Annotated in this window: 20 protein-coding genes and 3 pseudogenes; 3 read left to right on the top strand and 20 right to left on the bottom strand. The window is 35.8% G+C overall.

Going from position 1 to position 21854, the window contains the following annotated elements:
* Positions 1 to 68 precede the first annotated feature (68 nt).
* The 10 genes from COE49_RS12365 to COE49_RS12310 all read right to left on the bottom strand — a co-directional run bounded on the left by COE49_RS12365 (position 69) and on the right by COE49_RS12310 (position 12678).
* A complete protein-coding gene (locus tag COE49_RS12365) occupies positions 69 to 773 on the bottom strand; it encodes a DUF421 domain-containing protein (protein ID WP_088231001.1) in 705 nt (234 codons plus the stop codon).
* 106 nt (positions 774 to 879) lie between these two features.
* Positions 880 to 2058, bottom strand: a complete 1179-nt coding sequence (locus COE49_RS12360; protein ID WP_088231000.1) for an FtsW/RodA/SpoVE family cell cycle protein — start codon at positions 2056 to 2058, stop codon at positions 880 to 882.
* 342 nt (positions 2059 to 2400) lie between these two features.
* Positions 2401 to 3717 (bottom strand): dihydrolipoamide acetyltransferase family protein, encoded by a 1317-nt coding sequence (locus COE49_RS12350; RefSeq protein ID WP_088230999.1) that lies wholly within the window; start codon positions 3715 to 3717, stop codon positions 2401 to 2403.
* A 15-nt stretch (positions 3718 to 3732) separates the two neighbouring features.
* Positions 3733 to 4716, bottom strand: coding sequence for a 3-methyl-2-oxobutanoate dehydrogenase subunit beta (gene bfmBAB / locus COE49_RS12345; RefSeq protein ID WP_088230998.1), 984 nt, complete (start codon positions 4714 to 4716; stop codon positions 3733 to 3735).
* Between the two features lie 13 nt (positions 4717 to 4729).
* Positions 4730 to 5731: a 3-methyl-2-oxobutanoate dehydrogenase subunit alpha gene (gene bfmBAA / locus COE49_RS12340; protein ID WP_088230997.1), complete on the bottom strand. Its 1002-nt coding sequence runs from the start codon at positions 5729 to 5731 to the stop codon at positions 4730 to 4732.
* 27 nt (positions 5732 to 5758) lie between these two features.
* Entirely contained in the window at positions 5759 to 7180 is a 1422-nt protein-coding gene (gene lpdA / locus COE49_RS12335; protein ID WP_088230996.1) for a dihydrolipoyl dehydrogenase, read from the bottom strand.
* Between the two features lie 4 nt (positions 7181 to 7184).
* Complete coding sequence (gene buk / locus COE49_RS12330; protein WP_000115778.1) at positions 7185 to 8288, bottom strand: butyrate kinase; 1104 nt, start codon at positions 8286 to 8288, stop codon at positions 7185 to 7187.
* An 87-nt stretch (positions 8289 to 8375) separates the two neighbouring features.
* Positions 8376 to 9476 (bottom strand): leucine dehydrogenase, encoded by a 1101-nt coding sequence (locus COE49_RS12325; RefSeq protein ID WP_088230995.1) that lies wholly within the window; start codon positions 9474 to 9476, stop codon positions 8376 to 8378.
* Positions 9477 to 9510: 34 nt separating this feature from the next.
* The gene (gene yqiS, locus COE49_RS12320; protein WP_088230994.1) at positions 9511 to 10410 is read right to left on the bottom strand and encodes a phosphate butyryltransferase; all 900 of its coding nucleotides are present in this window, start codon (positions 10408 to 10410) and stop codon (positions 9511 to 9513) included.
* Between the two features lie 195 nt (positions 10411 to 10605).
* The gene (locus tag COE49_RS12310; protein WP_088230992.1) at positions 10606 to 12678 is read right to left on the bottom strand and encodes a sigma-54 interaction domain-containing protein; all 2073 of its coding nucleotides are present in this window, start codon (positions 12676 to 12678) and stop codon (positions 10606 to 10608) included.
* 137 nt (positions 12679 to 12815) lie between these two features.
* Here COE49_RS12310 and COE49_RS12305 point away from each other — a divergent pair, with 137 nt between their 5' ends.
* On the top strand, positions 12816 to 13049 hold the full coding sequence (locus COE49_RS12305) for a DUF2627 domain-containing protein (protein ID WP_088230991.1): 234 nt from the start codon (positions 12816 to 12818) through the stop codon (positions 13047 to 13049).
* A gap of 52 nt (positions 13050 to 13101) precedes the next feature.
* On the opposite strand, the gene COE49_RS12300 is transcribed toward COE49_RS12305, so the two are convergent.
* Positions 13102 to 13830: a glycerophosphodiester phosphodiesterase gene (locus COE49_RS12300; RefSeq protein WP_088230990.1), complete on the bottom strand. Its 729-nt coding sequence runs from the start codon at positions 13828 to 13830 to the stop codon at positions 13102 to 13104.
* Between the two features lie 50 nt (positions 13831 to 13880).
* Here COE49_RS12300 and COE49_RS12295 point away from each other — a divergent pair, with 50 nt between their 5' ends.
* Positions 13881 to 14027 (top strand): YycC family protein, encoded by a 147-nt coding sequence (locus COE49_RS12295; protein WP_001247671.1) that lies wholly within the window; start codon positions 13881 to 13883, stop codon positions 14025 to 14027.
* 144 nt (positions 14028 to 14171) lie between these two features.
* On the opposite strand, the gene COE49_RS12290 is transcribed toward COE49_RS12295, so the two are convergent.
* The 9 genes and pseudogenes from COE49_RS12290 to COE49_RS12250 form a co-directional block, all read right to left on the bottom strand.
* Complete coding sequence (locus tag COE49_RS12290; protein WP_088230989.1) at positions 14172 to 15704, bottom strand: glycosyltransferase family protein; 1533 nt, start codon at positions 15702 to 15704, stop codon at positions 14172 to 14174.
* 241 nt (positions 15705 to 15945) lie between these two features.
* Positions 15946 to 16023 (bottom strand): annotated as a pseudogene (locus tag COE49_RS28485) (PRK06770 family protein); the annotation flags it as partial.
* Between the two features lie 228 nt (positions 16024 to 16251).
* Positions 16252 to 16347 (bottom strand): annotated as a pseudogene (locus COE49_RS12285) (sporulation transcription factor Spo0A); the annotation flags it as partial.
* A 309-nt stretch (positions 16348 to 16656) separates the two neighbouring features.
* Positions 16657 to 16911 (bottom strand): annotated as a pseudogene (locus COE49_RS28035) (GntR family transcriptional regulator).
* Positions 16912 to 17186: 275 nt separating this feature from the next.
* Positions 17187 to 17642: an SMI1/KNR4 family protein gene (locus COE49_RS12275; protein WP_088230988.1), complete on the bottom strand. Its 456-nt coding sequence runs from the start codon at positions 17640 to 17642 to the stop codon at positions 17187 to 17189.
* Positions 17643 to 17660: 18 nt separating this feature from the next.
* Complete coding sequence (locus COE49_RS12270; protein ID WP_088230987.1) at positions 17661 to 18113, bottom strand: YrhA family protein; 453 nt, start codon at positions 18111 to 18113, stop codon at positions 17661 to 17663.
* 141 nt (positions 18114 to 18254) lie between these two features.
* On the bottom strand, positions 18255 to 18827 hold the full coding sequence (locus tag COE49_RS12260; RefSeq protein ID WP_088230986.1) for an imm11 family protein: 573 nt from the start codon (positions 18825 to 18827) through the stop codon (positions 18255 to 18257).
* Positions 18828 to 19043: 216 nt separating this feature from the next.
* Positions 19044 to 19613, bottom strand: a complete 570-nt coding sequence (locus COE49_RS12255) for an imm11 family protein (protein WP_088230985.1) — start codon at positions 19611 to 19613, stop codon at positions 19044 to 19046.
* 35 nt (positions 19614 to 19648) lie between these two features.
* Complete coding sequence (locus tag COE49_RS12250) at positions 19649 to 21307, bottom strand: AHH domain-containing protein (protein WP_088230984.1); 1659 nt, start codon at positions 21305 to 21307, stop codon at positions 19649 to 19651.
* A 268-nt stretch (positions 21308 to 21575) separates the two neighbouring features.
* On the opposite strand from COE49_RS12250, the gene COE49_RS12245 reads away from it, so the two are divergent.
* Positions 21576 to 21800, top strand: coding sequence for a hypothetical protein (locus tag COE49_RS12245; protein ID WP_088230983.1), 225 nt, complete (start codon positions 21576 to 21578; stop codon positions 21798 to 21800).
* Positions 21801 to 21854: the final 54 nt, after the last annotated feature.

Here is a 21854-nt window from a genome sequence, read left to right as displayed (position 1 = left end):
TATCGCCTCCTTTTTCGTTGTCCACACTATTGTATCATATGTATGAAACGACAAAATGCGTATCTTTTTCATTTTTTTAACAAAATATTTATTTTATGCGCTTCATCTACTGTAGCCAACATAATGGATTCGATTTCCGCACCCTTCTCTAAAAACTCTTTCGCCCACTCTTCTGTTTTTCCTAATAAGGCGAGAACGTCCTGCTGAATTCGTCCATCCTTTACTAAAACAAAAGCAACTGGCGACTTTTTCCCTGCCACGTTAAGATCAAGCCGAGACACCGCCTCATATTCAGGATACTGAAATATAGAAACAACACCGCTAGCTTCCCATAATGCTAATTTTATCGTTTGAATATCGCTCACATTTTGCACACGAAGTTCTGAAAATAAATATTCCACTGTAATCCTCGCTTTTTTCAAATTGCTAAAATCAATGGAACCATTATGTATAAGAATAATAGGTGCAGGCTCTAAAAAGCGTCTCCATCTATCCCATTTCAACATTAAAACAGAGCTTATGATGTGAAGTACAACGAGTATAAATGTTGTAATCATCGAACCGAGTAACCCAACTTTTTCATCAGATAGCGCGTTAGAAATATTCCCACCAAGCAATAACACTAATACAACATCTAAAAATCGAAGTTGTGCGATAGATCTTTGTCCCATCGCTTTCGCAACTAATATTAAAAATATGTACGCTATAATAGCTCGAACAACCCATTCGCTATTAGAAAGGTGCCGTGCTCCTTCAAAAATATGCATATGCATCACATTGCACTCCTTAAACATTCCAAACTACAAGTCTGTTTTAGTTTGCAACGTTTAAGAACATATATGTAAAAAAGCTAGTTCGTTTTTACACGAACTAGCTTTTTTACTTAACTGAAAACATATACTTTTTATACGTTTTCCGTACCGATAATATGAGTCCCATCATAATCATATTCGAGAATAAGGAACTTCCCCCGTATGATAAGAAAGGCAACGCAATACCTTTTACAGGCATTAATCCAACGATCATACCGATATTTTGGAATATTTGAACCGTTAATATTCCGATTGACCCAGCACATAATAATGTACCGAATAAATTATCAGCAGAATAACCAATAATAATTGTTCTATATAGTAGTAATAGGAACAAGAATACAACTAACGCTGCTACTATAAATCCACCTTCTTCGGCAATTGTAGCGAAAATAAAGTCAGTATGCTTCTCTGGGATATAAACGTTCCCTTCGCCAAATCCTTTCCCTTCCATACCTCCACTACCTACAGCTAAAATCGATTGCTGCGTTTGATACCCTTGATCTGTATGTTCAAATGGATCTAACCAACCTAAAATACGTGATTGTTGGTGAGGTTTTAGTAAAGTAACCAAATTATTAAAGAAGAAATCCTCATACCTTACGTAAATAAATATTAACGCGGTTAATATGGTCACTGGAATAACTGTACATATTGCTATCAATTTCTTCTGAATACCTGACATAAATAAAATACATGCAATGGCAGCAGCATATAAGAACACCATACCTGTATCTGGCTGGCTATATACAACAGCCATAGGCGGGAGAGATACTAGCATAATTTTACCTACTAGTTTTAAATCCGTCTGGAATGTCCTCGCCATATACTGCGCATTATGTTTCACTGCAATACTTGCTACTATGAGAAGCAATGAAATTTTGAAAAACTCAGACGGTTGGATTTGTCCAAATACAGGAAAAACAAACCATCTTTTTGCCCCTAATTTTTCAGGTGTGAAACTGGAAACCGGTAGTATTTTCAAAAGAATAAGTGAGCCAAATCCGGCAATATAAAGCGGCCAAGACAATTTTTGCAATTGATCTAAATCAATGCTTGCAACAAGAAGTAACAATACAACCCCAATTATGTAGTTAACACCTTGTTTCAGAGCAAAGTTTGCATCTCCATACTGCCCGGTTTGCTGACTGCTATATATAGCAGTTATACTTATCACACAAAACGCAAACAAAATTAAAATTAATTTTACATCTAAACTTTTTAGAAACTCGGTACTTCTTTTCATGACATCCTCCTGAAACATTGTTACGGCAAAATAAAAAACCAGGAGTCAACATTCTTCATGTTTTGACGACTGATTACACATTATCTATAAAACACTTATATAGAATAACTCTCTTTTTCATACAATACAATATATTATACTACAGTTTCGTCAGTAAGATTTGCCAAAAAAATTATTCTTTTTTTATTTTATATCCATATACGATATATCAGCAATGTATTTTCGTAAATTCCTAATACATAATCGTCCATTGTAAGATTACTGGGAAAAGTGTTGTACATATAGTAGGAGTAGAAGAAGAAAAAATAAGATAATAAAAAGCTCGCATAAGCGAGCTTTTTATTAATATACAGATGTATTATTTTCTGACGTATTTTCTAAAATTTCTTTAACACGTCCTAAGAACTTACCACAAATTAAACCATCAAGTACACGGTGATCAAGTGATAAACATAAGTTAACCATGTCACGAGCACCGAACATACCATTATCCATAATTACTGGTCGTTTTACAATTGATTCAACTTGTAAAATAGCCGCTTGTGGGTAATTAATAATGCCCATAGATTGAACAGAACCAAATGATCCTGTGTTATTAATTGTAAATGTTCCGCCTTGCATTTCGTCCGCTTTTAACGATTTCGTGCGTACTTTTCCTGCAAGTTCTGTAATTTCACGAGCGATACCTTTAATCGTTTTCTCGTCTGCTTGCTTAATTACTGGTACAAATAGTTCATCCTCTGTTGCAACAGCGATAGAAAGGTTGATGTCTTTCTTCTGAACGATTTTATCGCCAGCCCACATTGAGTTAATTTGAGGATACTCTTTTAACGCTTGTGCTACTGCTTTTACGAAGAAAGCAAAGAATGTTAAGTTAAAGCCTTCACGCTTTTTAAAATCACCTTTAATTGAATTACGGTATGACACAAGGTTTGTCACATCTACTTCAATCATCATCCAAGCATGAGGTGCCTCGTGCTTACTACGTAACATGTTCGCTGCAATCGCTTTACGCACACCTGTTACTGGAATTTCGATATCTCCAGGCATTGTCGGTACAGAAACTGGTTTCGCAGCTTCTACTTTTTGCGCTACCGGTGCTGCTTTTGGTGCTTCTGGACGCGCTTCTACTACTGCTGCTACAGCTTCCTCTTTTTTCGCACCTGCTTGCGGAATATTTCCAGATTCCACTAGCTTTAAAATATCTTTACGAGTAATACGACCATTTGATCCTGTACCTTCTACTAGATCTAAATCAACATTATGCTCACCCGCAAGTTTTAACACAGCTGGTGAAAAACGTGGTTTTCCATCAGTTGGTTGTTTCGCTTTCGGTGCTTTCTCAGCAGTAGTTACTTCTGCCTTTGGTTCTTCTTTCGTTTTTTCCTCTACAGCTGTTGCAGCTACTTCATCTGCGCCTTCTACTTGAATGACACAAACAACTTCACCTACAGCTAACGTATCGCCTTCACCAGCGATTAACTCTTTCACAATACCAGTGAAAGAAGATGGTACTTCTGCATTTACTTTATCAGTCATTACTTCTGCAAGCGGATCATATTTATTTACGTGATCGCCAACATTAACAAGCCATTTACTAATTGTGCCCTCTGTTACGCTCTCCCCGAGCTGAGGCATTGTAATATTTTCTACAGCCATGTATAGTCCCCCCGATTAAAATTCCGCAAGTTCACGCATTGCTTTTTCAACTTTATCTGGATTTACCATAAAGAATTTTTCCATTGTTGGTGCATATGGCATTGCTGGAACGTCTGGACCTGCAAGACGTGCAATTGGTGCATCTAAATCAAACAGGCAATTTTCAGCGATAATAGCTGCCACTTCACTCATAATACTTCCTTCTTTATTGTCTTCTGTTACAAGAAGAACTTTACCAGTTTTTGAAGCCGCTTCAATAATTCCTTCTTTGTCTAATGGATATACAGTACGTAAATCAAGAATGTGTGCAGAGATGCCATCTTGCGCTAATTTCTCAGCTGCTTGAAGAGCAAAGTGAACACATAATCCGTATGTGATAACAGTAATATCATCACCTTCACGTTTTACATCTGCTTTTCCGATTGGTAATACATAGTCATCTTCTGGCACTTCACCTTTAATTAAGCGATATGCACGTTTATGTTCAAAGAATAATACTGGATCTTCATCACGAATTGCCGCTTTTAATAAGCCTTTTGCATCATATGGTGTAGAAGGGATAACAATTTTTAAACCTGGTTGGTTTGCAAACATCGCTTCTACAGATTGTGAATGATACAATGCACCGTGAACACCCCCGCCAAATGGTGCACGAATTGTAACTGGACAAGTCCAATCGTTGTTAGAACGATAACGGATTTTTGCTGCCTCAGAAACGATTTGGTTTACTGCTGGCATGATGAAATCAGCAAACTGCATTTCAGCGATTGGACGCATACCATACATTGCCGCACCAATTGCTACCCCAGCAATTGCAGATTCTGCAAGCGGTGCATCAAGCGCACGATCTTCACCAAATTGATCATACAAACCGTGTGTCGCTTTAAACACGCCACCTTTTTTACCAACATCTTCTCCTAAAACGAATACTTTCTCATCGCGTTCCATTTCTTCGCGCATTGCTAATGTAATAGCATCAATATAAGACATTACAGCCATGAAACGTTCCCCCCTATTCTGCGTATACGTGCTTCAATGCATCTTCAGGTGCTGCATACGGAGCATTTTCTGCATATTCTGTTGCTTCATTTACGATATGCATAATTTCGTCTAACATTTGTTTTTCAATTTCCTCAGTTAACACGCCAGCTTCTTTTAAATAAGCTGCAAATGTTATAATTGAATCTTTTTTCTTTGCTTCTTCTACTTCTTCTTTATCACGATAAACACGATCATCGTCGTCACTAGAATGTGCTGTTAAACGATATGATACTGTTTCAATTAAAGTTGGGCCTTCACCACGACGGCCGCGGTCTGCAGCTTCTTTTACAGCTTTGTATACTGCAAGCGGATCATTTCCGTCTATTGTATATCCAGGCATACCGTAACCAATTGCACGGTCTGATACGTTTTTACATGCTAATTGTTTTTCAACCGGAATAGAGATTGCATATTTATTATTTTCACACATGAAAATAACAGGTAGTTTGTGTACACCAGCGAAGTTTGCCCCTTCGTGGAAGTCACCTTGGTTTGAAGAACCTTCTCCAAATGTAACGAACGTTACTAAATCTTTCTTCTCCATTTTTCCAGCTAGTGCAATACCAACTGCATGTGGTACTTGTGTTGTTACTGGAGATGAACCTGTTACAATACGATTTTTCTTTTGACCGAAGTGACCAGGCATTTGACGACCACCAGAGTTCGGATCTCCAGCTTTCGCGAAAGCAGACATCATAAGCTCTTTAGCTGTCATACCAAACGCTAGTACAACACCCATATCACGGTAGTATGGTAATGCATAATCTTTCTCTCTATCAAGAGCGAACGCTGCTCCAACTTGCGCAGCCTCTTGTCCTTGACAAGAAATTACGAATGGAATTTTACCTGCACGGTTTAATAACCACATACGTTCGTCGATTTTACGTGCAAGTAACATCGTACGGAACATTTCTAATACTTGCTCATCACTTAAGCCAAGCTCTTCATGGCGCTTTTCTTTTACTTCTGCCATTTTTCATAACCTCCTAAATCCACATTTTTATGCGTGTAACGCTTTTCCATCTACAGCTAATGCTGCTTCACCAATCGCCTCAGATAATGATGGATGCGGATGAATTGTATGTGCTACTTCCCAAGGTGTTGCATCAAGTACTCTTGCAAGACCTGCTTCAGAAATCATATCTGTTACATGTGGTCCAATCATATGAACACCAAGAATATCATTTGTTTCTTCATCAACTACAAGTTTTACAAATCCATCTGATTCTCCGTATACAAGTGCTTTTCCGATTGCACGGAATGAGAACTTACCTACTTTTAACTTATAGCCTTTTTCTTTCGCTTCTTGTTCTGTTAAACCAACAGAAGCAACTTCCGGACTGCTATATACACATTTTGATACCATAGAGTAATCAATTGGTGTAACTTCTTTTCCTGCAATATGTTCTACTGCAACGATTCCTTCATGAGAAGCAACGTGAGCAAGTTGCAGGCCACCGATTACATCTCCAATTGCGTAAATATGAGATTCTTTCGTTTGATAAAACTCATTTGTTTGAATGTATCCTTTTTCCACAACGATATCAGTATTCTCTAAACCAATATTTTGCGTATTGGCTTGTCTTCCTACAGATACAAGCATTTTTTCTGCTTTAAATTCTTTATTCTCACCGTTATGTTCAGCTTGAATTGTTACTCCATTATCTTTTACCAATGTTTCCGGTAATACTTTTGCACCCGTTACCACTTTAATACCTTTTTTCTTGAATAGACGTTGCATCTCTTTTGAAACGTCCTGATCTTCTAGTGGTAATATCGTTTTCGCATACTCTAACACTGTAACTTCTACACCGAAGTCAGCAAGCATAGATGCCCACTCAATACCGATTACACCGCCACCAACGATAATGATCGAACTAGGAAGCGTTTCCATTTTTAGGGCATGATCGGAAGACATTACGTACTCTCCGTCTAACTCTAAACCTGGTAATGAATTTGGACGAGAACCTGTTGCAATAAGTACATTTTTTGGAATTAACATTTCATTCTCTTCTCCACTTGCAAGTTCAACTGAAATTGTCCCTGGCATCGGAGAGAAAATAGATGGGCCAAGAATACGGCCAATACCTTCAAACACATCAATTTTACCTTGTTTCATTAAATGTTGAACGCCTTTATGAAGTTGCGTTACAATCTTCTCTTTACGCTCTTGTACTTTCGCAAAGTTTAGTTCTACATTACTTGCAATAACTCCGAACTCTTCACTTTTTTTAGCAGTCGCATATACTTCCGCACTACGTAAAAGAGCTTTACTAGGAATACATCCTTTGTGTAAACAAGTACCACCAAGATTTTCTTTTTCAACAAGTGCAGTTTTTAAACCTAGTTGTGATGCTCGAATAGCAGCAACATATCCACCAGTACCGCCGCCAACGATGACTAAATCATATTCTCTTGCCATTATCTCAACCCCTAGCTACTGTTTGTTTTTCTCTTACAACATACTCTTTCGCCGCTTCTTCTTCACGTAATACACGAAGTGCTCCTTCTGCTAACGCTTCTAACTCATCTTCCCCTGGATGTACGATAACATCCGCAATCCAGTCCACTCGTTCTTTTATTTCATCAACAAGAATTTTACTGTACGCAAGTCCACCAGTTAATACGATTGCATCGATTTTCCCGTGAAGCACAGCACTAGCTCCGCCAATTTCTTTTGCAACTTGATATGCCATTGCTTTATAGATAAGAGTTGCTTCAGGATCACCTTTTTCAACCATTTGTTCTACTTTAATCGCATCATTTGTACCGATTAGACTTACAAGTCCACCTTGTCCGACAAGCTGTTTCACCATTTCGTCACGGTAATACTCACCAGAGAAACACATTTCAACTAATTGTCCTACTGGTACTGTACCAGCACGCTCTGGGCTAAATGGTCCTTCTCCGTTTAAGCCATTATTTACATCGATAACTTTTCCTTTTTTATGAGCACCAACTGTAATACCGCCGCCCATATGTGTAACTAATAAATTTAAATCCTCGTATTTATGATTTAATTGATCAGCTACTTTACGAGCAACTGCTTTTTGATTTAATGCATGGAAAATACTTTTGCGTTCCATACCAGCAATGCCACTTATACGAGCAATTGGCTCCATCTCATCTACAACGACAGGATCCACAATGAATGCAGGAATATTTAATCCAGAAGCAATTTCATAGGCTAAAATGCCTCCGAGGTTTGAAGCGTGATGACCACTAAACCCATTTTTTAAATCTTCTAACATCGCATCGTTTACTGTATACGTACCGCCTTCGATTGGACGAAGTAATCCACCACGCCCACAAACAGCATTTAATTTTGAAATGTTAATACCGTGAGAATGTAGAACTTCCAAAATCGTTTCTTTACGAAACTCATATTGGTCGATAATTCGCTTATATTTTCCAATCTGTTCTACGTCATGACGAATCGTTTCTTCTAGAACAGGTCTTTCATTATCAAAAACACCAATTTTTGTGGATGTACTACCTGGGTTAATAACAAGAATTCGATTTACAGACAATGTTGCTACCTCCACTAATAAATTTAAAAGGAGGTGGAAACCTCATAAGAGGTAACCACACCTTTTGTAAAAGTTATATATGAATGATTAGCGACGGCTAATAATATCGTGACCGTTGCGTAAGTATGTGCTACGAGAGTTTTTCAAGCTTGCAATGCGCTCTTCAGCTAGACGATCTGCCGCTACATAAGTTGCGATGCCGTCACGTTTTGAAATTTCGATTACTTTTGCAATTGTGTCATAAATAGACTCAACACGTTTTAATGCACGTTCTCTATTGTATCCATATAATTCATCTGCTACGTTAATTACGCCACCTGCGTTAATAACATAATCTGGTGCGTATACAATACCCATTTCATGAATGATGTCGCCGTGACGATCTTCTTTTAATTGGTTATTTGCAGAACCTGCGATTACTTTTGCTTTAAGTTGTGGAATAGTTTCATCATTAACTGTTGCGCCTAATGCACATGGTGCGTAAATATCACATTCAACAGCGTAAATTTCATTTGGTTCAACAGCTGTCGCGCCAAATTCTTCTACTGCACGTTGCACAGCTTCTTTATTAATATCTGTAACGATTAATTTTGCTCCTTCAGCGTGTAAATGTTTGCATAAGTGATATGCTACGTTACCAACACCTTGAACAGCAATTACTTTTCCTTCTAAATTATCAGTACCGAAAGCTTCTTTTGCAGCTGCTTTCATACCACGGTAAACGCCGTATGCAGTTACTGGAGATGGGTTACCAGAAGAACCGAATGATGGTGAAATCCCTGTTACAAAGTCAGTTTCTTCATGGATAATATCCATATCATCTACAGTTGTACCAACATCTTCAGCTGTAATGTAACGTCCGTTTAATCCTTGAATGTAACGGCCTAACGCACGGAACATTGCTTCGCTCTTATCTTTACGTGGATCACCGATAATTACTGTTTTTGCACCACCTAAGTTTAAACCAGCTGCTGCGTTTTTGTATGTCATTCCTTTTGCAAGACGCAATGCATCTTCAATCGCCGCTTCTTCAGAATCATATGTCCACATTCTTGTTCCACCAAGAGCTGGTCCAAGTGTTGTATCATGAATTGCAATAATTGCTTTTAAACCTGATTCTTTATCTTGACAAAATACCACTTGCTCATAATCATATTTTTCTAAGTATTCGAAGATTTCTAATGTCATTGTCGTTTCCCCCTAATGTTTTACCCTTTTTGGTTTATTTTGAAGCAGTCGCAACTGCCAATGCTAATGAATATACTTTTGTTTCTGCTGAATCAGCACGAGATGTTAAAACAATCGGTGCTTTTGCGCCAGCAATCATTGCTCCTACTTTTGCATCTGCAAAGTATACGAGTGATTTATATAGCACATTTCCAGCTTCAATCGTTGGGACGAGTAAAATGTCTGCCTTACCTGCTACATCACTTACTATGCCTTTATGCTCTGCTGCAATTTGTGATACTGCATTATCTAAAGCAAGTGGTCCATCAACGATACAATCTTTGATTTGTCCGCGGCGATTCATTTGTGTTAACATCGCTGCATCAATTGTCGCCTGCATCGCTGGATTCACAACTTCTACTGCTGCGATTGGTGCCACTTTTGGCAACTCAATTCCTATTGCCTGGGCAACTTCTACAGTATTTTGTATAATAGCAGCTTTTTGTGTTACGTCAGGTGCGATGTTCATCGCCGCATCTGTAACGAAAATAAGACGATTGTAATTTGGAACTTCAAACGCTGCTACATGTGAAAGTACGCTACCTTTACGTAGCCCCCACTCTTTGTTTAATACAGCCTTCAAAATATTCGCTGTTGGGATGTTACCCTTCATAAGCACATCTGCTTCACCGTTTCTCACAGCTTTAACAGAAAGTTCTGCAGCTTCAGCACTTGATGCTGTCGCAATCACTTCAATGTGTTCTGAAGTTTGTAAACCATGTTCTTGTAGCATCCCCATTATTTTTTCTTCATTTCCATATAGACGAAATTGAGCTAGCTGTAATGTAATTGCTTTCGCTACAGCTTCAATTACTTCATGATCTTCAGCTACTGCTACAGCCACAGTTTTTTTAGGCTGTCCTGCTGCTTGATCAATTAAGTGTTCTAACTTCATATTTTGTAATCAACCCTTTCCGTCGTCCCTCGTCTATTTATAAAGCAAATACCGTGCCAACTTTTAAAAGTGGTCTTACCAATAATGAAAACGCATTCAAAATGCAGTAAAATCAATACTTTGGAAAATAACAAAATATTCTGTCTCATTTTGTCGCTTTTTGTATACCATGCAATAAATTGCATGGTACGCAATTTATTGCATGCTATTTTTTGCACAGTCATACTTTTCTAGCTTGTAATATAAATTTCGAACTGAAATTCCTAACGCTCTTGCAGTTTTTGTTTTGTTCCCATCAAATTTCTCTAAATATTCACGAATGATATTCCCTTCAAACTCTGTCACTAAATGTTCAAGTGGCTTTTCTTCTAATTCAGGTAATAAGTTATTTTGTTTTAACTCCAGCTGCTCTTCTTTATGTAAAGGTGGTAAATGCTGCACATCAATATATATCTCGTTATAATTCATAAAGATAATAGCTCTCCCTAAAATATTTTCAAGCTCCCTCACATTTCCAGGCCATTCATATGATTGTAAATATGAAATAGCCGAATCGGTAAGCCCCTCAACATTTCGGCCATAATCTTGATTTATTTTTTGAATTAATCTTTCTGTAATCGCCGGTATATCTCCTTTACGCTGACGAAGAGATGGAATTTGAATCGGGATTTTATTTAAACGATAATAAAGGTCCTCCCTAAATTCCCCTTCTAAAATGGCCTTTTCTAAATTTACATGTGTTGCTGCAATTACCCGGACATTAATAGGTATCGCTTTCGTCCCACCAACTTTTACAATTTCCTTTTCTTGCAACACACGGAGGAGTTTCGCTTGTGTATTCGCAGACAGTTCTCCTATTTCATCCAAAAAGATACTACCGTTATTTGCTTCCTCAAAGAACCCTCGCTTCCCGCCTCGTTTCGCTCCAGAAAACGCACCTTCCTCATAGCCGAATAACTCACTTTCTAACAATGTCTCCGAAATAGCCGCACAGTTCACACGGACGAACTTATTGTACTTTCGATTACTTCCATTGTGGATTGCATGCGCGAATAGTTCTTTACCCGTTCCAGATTCTCCGCGTAGTAATACTGTTGCAGGAGTATTCGCTCCAAGTTTCGCCTGTTCAATGGCTGCCGTTGTTTCATCTGAATTTCCGACAATATCATCAAATGAATATTTCGCTTCTAACGTTCGAATAATTTGCCTTGCTCTATTCAATTCATTTGTTAACTTTTGAATTTCTGATACGTCACGAATTACACCGACGCTTCCTTTCAATATGCCATCAACAATAACTGGCGCTACGTTTACAATTACATCCCGCTTTTTTTGACCAATTTTCATATGTATTCCACGTACCGCACGACGTGTTCGAAGTACTTTCATATGCATACTTTCACCTTCTACAATATCTGTTGTAGCTGGTTGGCCAAGTATATCTTTTTCTGTCAATCCAGTTAATTTCGTATAAGCAGGGTTAATTACTAACCCTCTTCCTTTTTCATCCACGACCGAAATCGCTTCTTCAGATGAGTTAATAATCGCCTCAAGTAACGTTTGAATCTCTTTTAAATCTGTAACTTCTTCCGCGAGATCTACGACTTCTGTAATATCTTTAAAAACCGCAAACGCTCCTTGCACTTCTCCCCCCTCTTTCAATATCGGAATACGTGTTGTAATAATTTTCTTTTCATTCTCTAACGTCAGTTCATAATTCACTTCTATTTGTTTCGTGCGTATGATACGAAGCAACTTACTCGTTGGAATTACGTCTAAAATATGTTTCCCTATTGCATTTTCTTTTTTATATCCGATAATACGCTCTGCACTTTTATTAAAAAGACGAACTTGCCCTTCTCGATCTATTACGATCATACCGTCGTGGGTAGAATTTAAAATTAAATCCCCTTGTTGTGTTTGTTCTTCTAACTTTCCAATTAAATCTTCCTTCTCATGCGCTAATCTCGTAACAATTTTTGCAATATCACCTGGTATAAGAAGAGTATCCTTATCCTTTTTCTCTAATAAAACTTTATGTACATTATCGTCACCTGTCATATCAAACATTACATCAATGTGCATAGAAAGAAATGGAGTTATACTCTCTCCAATCGTAATCCCATATTCCTTGGCGATTTGTAATCCTTTCGCTACCGGATTGATATCTATAATCCCTATAATTTGAAATATATTCGAACTTTGTAACAGATTCAGCAGCGTACTTCCACCTTCACCTGCCCCAACAATTAACACCTTTTGTTTCATATCGTACACTTCCTCTCGAAGTATCTCTGCAATTTTTTTCACACCCTTATCTTACTCGTTCAGCAACCTCTTGACAAACCCCCTTTTCATATAACATCATTGAAATATACTAAATAATCTGAAAAGGAGCGTTATGTATGCAGCGTTACCTCGCTCTATTATTAGCACTCATTCCCATTTCATTAGCTGTGCTTGGCATTAAGTTAATGAGGGATACTTTATTCGGGATACTATTTCCACCAATCTCTATACTATGGTTACAATTTTTCATCGGAGCTCTCTGCTTCGCACTCGGCTTTTATATCTTCGGTGGCTTCGTCTTACATCGGGACCGTAAACGAAATAAAGTTCAAGCCCGCTTTAGAAGATAGAAAAAGTTTTCTTCTATTAATAAATAAAAAAATGAGACCGTTGCATTCGGTCTCATTTTTTTATCGGCAACAAAGCTCTTGCTGTTTCAGGATAATCCGTAATAATCGCCGATATATTCATATCAAAGTATTTACGCATAAGTGTTTCTTCATTTATTGTATAAGGGCGAACCTCTACACCACTTTCTATCGTTAGTTCGGCAATAGCATCTGGAAGGTAACGATAATTCGGATGTACTGCTGTTGCACCCATTTTTTTCGCATATGCCCACGGACTATGCAAACCTTCGCGATATAAAATAGCTGTTTGAATATCAGGGGCCATCATATGACATCGTTTCATACTGTAGTGGTTAAACGATGAAAATATCACCCGATCCTCTAGGCTAAATTTACGCACAAGTGTTATAACCTCTTCTTCTAAACCTCTGTATGGAATTTTATTATTTTTAAGTTCAATATTAAGTAGCAACTCTGTTTTTACAAGCCATTCTAATACTTCTTCTAAAAGTGGTATTTTACAGAAACCTACTTTGTCACCAAATTTATAACTTGCATCTAACTTACATAAATCCTCATATAAATAATTTCGAACCGCACCTTTTCCATTTGTTGTCCGGTTCACCGTTTCATCATGAATGACGACAACCTTCCCATCTTTCGTTAATTGAACATCAAGCTCAATTCCATCTGCTCTAAAAGACTTTGCTGCTTCAAATGAAATCATTGTATTTTCTGGGTACGTTCCCGCTGCACCACGATGTGCAAATATAAGAGTCATCCTCACTCCCCCAATCTTATGCTATACTATACGAAAAAGGAGGTACTTCTATGAGACCATTACAAATTTCTCCAGATACTGCAGTCCGTCTATCAAAAGCGTTAGGTGTCCCACTTGAACAGCTTATGCATATGCCACAGCACATTTTAATTCAAAAGCTAGTTGAATTAGAAAAACAAAATAAAGACGAAGAATAATATGGTCCTGTTTTGCAGGGCTTTTTATTATCATCTATTATATCACGGATGACTCCCCCACTAAAATATGTAACACATATTCTATTCTCCCAATTTAAAACCCCCTCCTTTATGAAAGGAGGGGGTTTTACTATAAGATTTCAATTATTCGAATTGTCCGTGTTTATCTTTTGTCACAATCGTAAACAATTTATACAATCCTAAAGAAGCTGGAATATTCATAAATGCAAATGCCTCATACGTATAATGCGGGGCTGTTTCCCATAGTAACAAGAACGTAAATACCCCTAATGTACTAATCATCGCAATACGTATAACTTCCGATTCTTTTTCATCTTTCTTTGTATAAAGAATAACAGCCGCAATAACAGCTATATACACGAATAATTTAATAACGTAAGAATATATAGTAACGATTTTATACTTCGTTGTACTAAAATTCGATACAAAATTAGTTACCTTGTCATTCTTTTGCTCGAACCATTGCCCAATTCGGTACATGGAAAACTGACTCGATACCCATTCTCTAGTTATTTTTTCATTCAAATGATGTACATAACCCATTACACCAAGTTCATTAAAACGCTGTACTATAACTTTTTTATTATGTTCATTCAAGTCCTTCGTATTCTTTATGTTTTCATCATCAATATAATCTGCATCTGCCTGATTCCAAACACCATACGTATCTTTGTTCAAACCCATCTTTACCCAATGAGTGTACGGAATTTTTTCAATTTCATTATCGGTACTAAGATTTAGCTTCGTCGTTATACCTTTAAAACTTATAATAAGGATTAAACAAAACACAACACTACTTAACACCTTTACAGAATATTCCTTACGAAACTTTAAAATATTTTCAATTAAAATCGCTAACGCTACCGCCAACGCTGTCGGTCGTATAATGTAAGTACAAGCTGCGAAAACCCCCAATAAAATCCACAAAATAATCTTCATTCTTTTTGTTTCCGCCGTTTTCAAGCACAAATATGTATACATCGTTGCTGAAATAAAAAATATTACTAATGTATGTGTATAAAAAACCGGAGCCTGCCAATATATAAAAATGTTTAGCACAGATAACACAATCGATATGTGAGCAACTTTAAAGTTTGTAATCTTCCTTACAATCAATACATTTAAAATAATGCTACCTGTTATACATACTATTGGTAATATTTTTATTGCTAAATCTACGCTTCCTATTAATTTGGAAAAGTACCCTCCTAATAATACAATATGTGTATTATATGGATAAAATAGAAGCTGTCCCATTTCTAAAAATTGATTATCTCCATTAAACACAGAGACAATTCCTTGTTTAAGGATGGCATAATCCCCTACAACAGGATTAAACGCTATAGAAGTAATACATATTTCTACCATCAAAATACTTATTACCCCTAAGGTAATCATAATATTTGTATACGTTCGTTTCATTTTATTAATAACCCATTTGTAATACATAAAGAAGAGCACAAATAAAAGAAGTGTCGCTACTATAACAGCGCCTATCTTGCTTGCAGTATACTCCTCAGTCGGATACGGAAATTCTCCACTCATCAAAATTACTTTCGGAATGAAAAACTTACTTACTATCATTGAAAAAACAGCCAAAAACACCGTCATAACAATGATTGGATACAATCGATCCACTATTTTTTTTACAGACATTCTTATATTCTCCTATACCTATATCATTTCCCAATCAATGATACGTTATCAAGATTACGATGTCAAACCCACGTATTCCCTGCGCAATCTCCTTCTTTCCCCTCCATCTTTCTACATAAATTTATACATATTCCACTAAATCACCCCACAATTTGGCGAAGGCGTTAGGTGAGAGGTTAAAGCACGATTGGTGAAGACTAATAGCCAGTGTAGGATGACCTTTACTGATCACAGTTTCACTTTATTGCACATGTGGCGCATCTCCTGAATCGTGTAATTCTTTCGCTTTTTCTTCACCGAATGTAGTTAAATTATAATGTTACTAAAAATAGGGGGTATTTTCATGAATTTACATAAGCCTCTTTTATTCATCTGAATACATTTAATAAAATCGAACTTACCGCTCCGCTCCTTCTCGATAAAATAAAAAGACCAACGAATCTTAACATTCATTGGTCTTCAATTGAAAAGTTATTGGTTTAAAATTGAAATGCATTATAAATTTATTAACTTTGTTTAAAGCGTAAATCCTTTATACCTTTTATTATCAGCTAGCCTTATGTTCAAGTCTCAGCTTATCCGCAACCATTGCGATAAACTCGGAATTCGTAGGTTTTGCTTTTGACACGGATACTGTATAACCATCGCTATATCAAGGCGTGTTGTATTTCATAACTATCATTAAATGCTTCTATTTATTGGTTAGAAGTGTACAATCTATTGCTTATCTAAATTTAATTGTACCACCTATTTGAAGTACCTTCAATTATATTCAGACATTATTTTTTAGCCTGTTGAATACTTATATATAACTTATTAGTAATCTATTTCAACATAGGATGAATCCAACTTCCTCGCAACTGAATAATAGTTAATCACTTACAATTTCCTACAAGAAATTTTTTGCTTTATTCTATAATTTTATTAAATCAAAAATAAACTCCATTCAAATTCATGTTTTATACTTATACACCGTTTCTAATGTAAGGTAGTAAGTGTTAGAAGCTTTCCCTTGTCCTACTATAACAGATAGTAACCCTTGTTCTTTCAGTCCTTTTATTGCTTTTGTTGTATTACGGTTCGCACGTAAATAGTCTTATTGGTTATATGATAACTTCACAGGTGCTTTATCCGATTCTAATTCTTTCATAATATATAGTAACAATAGTTCTGTTTTATATAAGTTAGTGCGTTTGAATAACCCCAATAATAGACACCTTTCTTCCTTATTATATGTTTTAGTACCTACACTAATGACACCTAGCCTTCTATATAGCACAAATTAATTACTACAAAAACAATAAAAACTTCCTCTTAACTGTGGGATACATATTAAAAAGACTTATGCGTAATTCACATAAGTCTTACTTTTGTTACTCATAATTAATTATTATTTGTCTTCGCAATCACATAAGCTAGAAAACAATTCTTAAAATGATGAACCAATAATGCACTACTTTAAAAAAATAGAATTGATATCTATTAAATATAATAATCAGGATTTTCTTCCATTTTTATTAAAAATTCTTCTAAAGAATCCTCTATTTTCGTTGAACCATAATATATAGGACATTGACCTATTTCATTTTCCTGCTTAAATTTAATTGTTAAAAAGCTAATCTCTGATACTTCAAAAAATACTAGTGATTCTTCATCATCGACATCGTCGAAATTAGGATTATATTCATAAATATCTTGTCTTAAACGAAAATCTGCAACAGAAAATGGGTCCATGAATCTGTTAATAAGAGTCTTATTAGTCTTTAAAAATCCATAGCCAATTTCCTCATAGAAACGTTTTAATTCTTTTGGGAATTGCATTTTCAACAAATCTTCTGCTTCTGCTATCTCTTCTTTTGATAAAGGATAAAAAATAGGTTTTTGATTAGATTTAATACTCTCGTCTGCTACAATGTGTTTTTTCAAAAAATTAAACATGTTTTAATTACCTCCTTATTACAGATGGGCTGTTTTCAATACTTCCTCAAGCATTGTATTGAAATCATTATATGTGTTCATCACTGTGCCAGATGGTTTATCGAGTTCTAGATAAGTACTGTCTGATAAGTTTTTGCAAAACCACGCAATATTTGAATCCCCAAAGAAAAGATACTCTTTTTGAAATTCATTTTCATACCAAATCTCATTCGTGTCTATAAAGCCGCAAATTTGTTCATCTTTTTCTGTTTCTAGTAAAGGAGAATCAACTCCGTAAAGTACCAGCCCATTAAAATCTAAACCATTTATAATTTTAAGAAACTCTTCGTATTCACTCGGTAAATCAACATTAAATTTCTCTTTTGCATGTTCTCTTAATTTCTGAACTTCGCTATCTGTTGCTGGCGTACTCAGTTTATCATTAAAACTTTTCTCTATTTTTTCAATTTCTAAAATCAGATTTTTCCACATATAAATTTCACCATTGCTTCAGCTTGAATCTGTTCAAAAATTCCTTTCTCATTTCCCTCATAATTGTCTAACATTCTTAGGATTTCTGAAACTTTTGTGTCCATGCTGTTAACTCCTATCAGTTATTTTAAGGACTTTCTTTTACATGTCCGCTTTTGAATCCCATACCTCTACAAATTCAAAGCCTTTTAAATCACTCTCTAAAACTGCATTTCTAAATTCGTCAGACACTAAAACAGTAGAGGAGTGTAATCTTTGATTTAAATAGGTTTTAAATATTATCTGCCCTTCAACTATATTAGGCAAAAATGCGTATTTTTCGAAACCTATTATTAATCCTGTACTTAGTTTTTCAAAAACTGCTTTATTGTAGTCAATTGCATCAATTGTATTTAAAACGTTTATTAGGTAATAAACTTCACCTGTAACATCATGGGTTAGCGGAAGGAACTCAACATTATTACAAATTAGAGGTTCTAATACCTCTTTTGCTTTTCTACTAACCATCGGCGTGCCAAGTTCCCCCCAGAACATAGGACAATCACTATGGTTATCTCCTTCTACACATTCAACAAGAATTTCTCCCCATGAATCAGATAGCTTTATTGCCAAATCAATTTTTTCATCGAAATATTTTTTACGGTCTTCTTTCAAATTTAATAGTTGAAAAGATTTATAGTGATCAAATAAACTTTTTAATTGCCAAATTTTCATCTTTTTTCTCCTTTACTATTTTTCTAGCATAAATAAAATTATTCCTTCTTCGGTTTATTTAATTTTAATTTACCATTTACAATGGCAAAACATACTATGTAACAGCAAATGAAGCCTGTGTATATGTGAGGTAGTAGGTAGCAAAAAAGCAGAACCTGATGAAAGCTGAGGTTCTGCTTTTTTATAATGTCTGTCAGCTTTTGAAAGTCAATTTAACTACATATTTGCTTCTGAATCCCATATCTCTACAAATTCAAAACCTTTTAAATCACTTTCTAAAACTGCATTTCTAAATTCATCTGCTACCAAAATATAGGTCGGGTGAACCTTTCCATTTATATACAATTTAAAAAACATTTCATTTTGAACAACACTAGGAATAAATACAAATTTTTCACAGCCTATTATTAAACCTGAACTTAATTTTTCAAATATTGTATTATTAATATCAAGTGCATCTAACACACATAAAACGTGAATAGCATAGTACTTTTCGTTTGTTGTTTTATGAATTAATGGTAAAAATTCAACATTATTGCCTACTAAGGGTTCTAATACTCCTTTAGCTTTCTCACTAATTATTTGTACACCAGATTTCCCCCAAAAAATAGGACAATCACTTTGATACCCTTCATCTATAATCTCAATAAATTTAACTGTCCATGAATCTGACAAACTCACTGTAGAGTTAAAATCATTTTTAAAATATTTTTTGTCCTCTTCATAATTTAATAATTGAAAAGTTTGATAATCACTAGTTGAACTTTTTAATTGCCAAATCTTCATATGTATATTCTCCTTCACCATTTATTGACATATAGTTATTTCTTTGGTTCATTTAATCTTATCTTACCTTCTAATAAATCTTGTCTTATTTTGTGTAAAACTTCAGCTACATCAGCTTGAGTACCACCCATTTCCACAACACTATTTAGTCGTTCTGTTACTTCTCTTATATACTCTTTAGAATGGCTACCTATATGCAATACTTCAGTGGTCACATAATCATTCACTTTATACGGTAAAAATACCCCATTGACAGCAGCATCATGGTGTATTCCAATCTCTTTTAATAATTCCTGTACTTCCACAGCCCTACCATCATTCCAAGGTACAATATGATGTGCCGCATTAGGATACGGTGGTGGTTCAATCCCTGCTTCTTTAAGTTCTGCACGCAATTTTTGAGATGCTGTATACGAATCGGGATACTCATTTTTTACATCTACTTTATCAAGAACCTTATCTGCGTAATCTTGGATTACCTCTTGTACATCTTTAACTCTAGTTTTCCCACCAGTTTTTGAAAACATAAATGTATCACGGGCTTCTTGTAAAGCTTCAAAAGTTTTTATCTGAGTGCTTCCAAAGCCGCTAGCACCTGCAAAAGCAAATCGGTTTTTCAATGGTATTTGATTCGAAACAGACGAGATACCTTCTGAGAATTTTGCTATATTCACACTTTCACCGAGTGTAGTTATTTTTCCTACTCTGCTTATCCCTTTATCCCCAGCCCATCCTAATCCAACGTTCATAAAAGTATTCGTTCCCCATTTTGCAATACTCTCTGCATCACCATGCCAAACATCATTCATAAATGAATCCGAAAAAGTATTCCACGCAGTATATGCCGTCTCTAGGGGATGGCCTATAGCATACTTAATATTCTCTTTTGTTACTGTATCGTCTAGTGAATTGAATCCTTCTACAATCCCTCCGATAACTTCCCCAGAACCAACGTATATACCGTCCCAAATTTTTCTAAGCATAGATTTTTCAGGGGGGGTATCATACATTGTACCTTCTTCGATATTATCATCTGATAAATTGTCATTTAGAAGATTGCTAGCTTGGCGTGCCCTATCTTCTCCAATCGCTTGAATAGCAGTTTTCCACTCCATATTCAACCCTTGTGTACTAAATGTACCACTTGCAGGACTAAAGCCTTTTCCACTTTGTACCTCTGCTAAACCTGTCGCAATGCTAGCGGCTAGTTGGAGTGCAGTATCATAATTATTACTAGAAATATAATTAAATTCATATAGATGTTCTAATTTTTCTTGCAGTTTTTTCCTCATGACAGTAAAAAGATTCGCCATAGCGTCCATACCTGGGATTGGCATAGCTTGACTGATGGCTTCCATACTTGCTTTCATTCGGTCAATTTCTCGAATTTGTTCTAATATTTCTTGTTCGATTACATCTGTGGAAGCGACTTGTGATTGAAATTGACTTGGAAAGGCATCATTTTGACGGATTAATTCTTCACATAAGTAAATGATTCCTTGTGCTAACGGACGAAAGGTTTGTACAAAAAATGATTTTGCACTGCTATAAGTTTGTCCTTGTAGAACAGTATCAATTGCAAAGGTGTCAATCGACTGAATGACTTGTTCCATACCTTGAATGGTAGCGTTACATACAGCGTTCATACTTTGAGTTTGGCTTTGCACTTCTCCCAAATACATATTTAAACTCATGCGTTATCCTCCCTTGCTAGTTGTTGCTGTTGATAGGAAAAATCATTTTTCACTCGAACCATAATACCCCTTCTTTTCCTAGTATTTCATAAGGAAATTATACCATGCTTAATTATTGCACCGTTCTAAACACTTGGCTTTTTTTAATAAAAATTTAATATGCCTCCTTTAAAAAAGGTAAATTAACCAGTTTTCTTCTATTATAAATAAAAAGTAGAAATAATATCGGAGTACGTAGGAATTATTTAATTACAGAGGAGAGATGAAGATGACTAATAATAAATCAAATGATTCAAAAGAAGAATTAGCAATCCCAAAAATTCCAGACACGGATGAATTGATTAATATAGAAGATGCAAGAGAAGGTGTTCAAGTTATAATTCCCGCCTATGAAAACATGCGAGAAGGAGATGGAATTCAAATTTACTGGGGCGATGAATGGAATATAGAAGAAGGAGAAAAGAAGGAAAGGGAAAAGAAAAATCAAGAATAAAATACTCTTGATTATATAAAAAGAAAAGCAAGCACGACGCTTGCTTTTTCTATG

It is taken from the genome of Bacillus sp. AFS029637 (genome assembly GCF_002584985.1).
Classification (GTDB): domain Bacteria; phylum Bacillota; class Bacilli; order Bacillales; family Bacillaceae_G; genus Bacillus_A.
The sequence above is the reverse complement of the archived record's forward strand: the minus strand, read 5'-3'. Positions and strand labels throughout refer to the sequence as shown.

Coding starts and splice junctions, on each gene's coding strand:
- COE49_RS12365 (WP_088231001.1), bottom strand. CDS start 773: ATGCATATGCATATTTTTGAAGGAGCACGGCACCTTTCTAATAGCGAA.
- COE49_RS12360 (WP_088231000.1), bottom strand. CDS start 2,058: ATGAAAAGAAGTACCGAGTTTCTAAAAAGTTTAGATGTAAAATTAATT.
- COE49_RS12350 (WP_088230999.1), bottom strand. CDS start 3,717: ATGGCTGTAGAAAATATTACAATGCCTCAGCTCGGGGAGAGCGTAACA.
- bfmBAB (WP_088230998.1), bottom strand. CDS start 4,716: ATGGCTGTAATGTCTTATATTGATGCTATTACATTAGCAATGCGCGAA.
- bfmBAA (WP_088230997.1), bottom strand. CDS start 5,731: ATGGCAGAAGTAAAAGAAAAGCGCCATGAAGAGCTTGGCTTAAGTGAT.
- lpdA (WP_088230996.1), bottom strand. CDS start 7,180: ATGGCAAGAGAATATGATTTAGTCATCGTTGGCGGCGGTACTGGTGGA.
- COE49_RS12325 (WP_088230995.1), bottom strand. CDS start 9,476: ATGACATTAGAAATCTTCGAATACTTAGAAAAATATGATTATGAGCAA.
- yqiS (WP_088230994.1), bottom strand. CDS start 10,410: ATGAAGTTAGAACACTTAATTGATCAAGCAGCAGGACAGCCTAAAAAA.
- COE49_RS12310 (WP_088230992.1), bottom strand. CDS start 12,678: ATGAAACAAAAGGTGTTAATTGTTGGGGCAGGTGAAGGTGGAAGTACG.
- COE49_RS12305 (WP_088230991.1), top strand. CDS start 12,816: ATGCAGCGTTACCTCGCTCTATTATTAGCACTCATTCCCATTTCATTA.
- COE49_RS12300 (WP_088230990.1), bottom strand. CDS start 13,830: ATGACTCTTATATTTGCACATCGTGGTGCAGCGGGAACGTACCCAGAA.
- COE49_RS12295 (WP_001247671.1), top strand. CDS start 13,881: ATGAGACCATTACAAATTTCTCCAGATACTGCAGTCCGTCTATCAAAA.
- COE49_RS12290 (WP_088230989.1), bottom strand. CDS start 15,704: ATGTCTGTAAAAAAAATAGTGGATCGATTGTATCCAATCATTGTTATG.
- COE49_RS12275 (WP_088230988.1), bottom strand. CDS start 17,642: ATGTTTAATTTTTTGAAAAAACACATTGTAGCAGACGAGAGTATTAAA.
- COE49_RS12270 (WP_088230987.1), bottom strand. CDS start 18,113: ATGTGGAAAAATCTGATTTTAGAAATTGAAAAAATAGAGAAAAGTTTT.
- COE49_RS12260 (WP_088230986.1), bottom strand. CDS start 18,827: ATGAAAATTTGGCAATTAAAAAGTTTATTTGATCACTATAAATCTTTT.
- COE49_RS12255 (WP_088230985.1), bottom strand. CDS start 19,613: ATGAAGATTTGGCAATTAAAAAGTTCAACTAGTGATTATCAAACTTTT.
- COE49_RS12250 (WP_088230984.1), bottom strand. CDS start 21,307: ATGAGTTTAAATATGTATTTGGGAGAAGTGCAAAGCCAAACTCAAAGT.
- COE49_RS12245 (WP_088230983.1), top strand. CDS start 21,576: ATGACTAATAATAAATCAAATGATTCAAAAGAAGAATTAGCAATCCCA.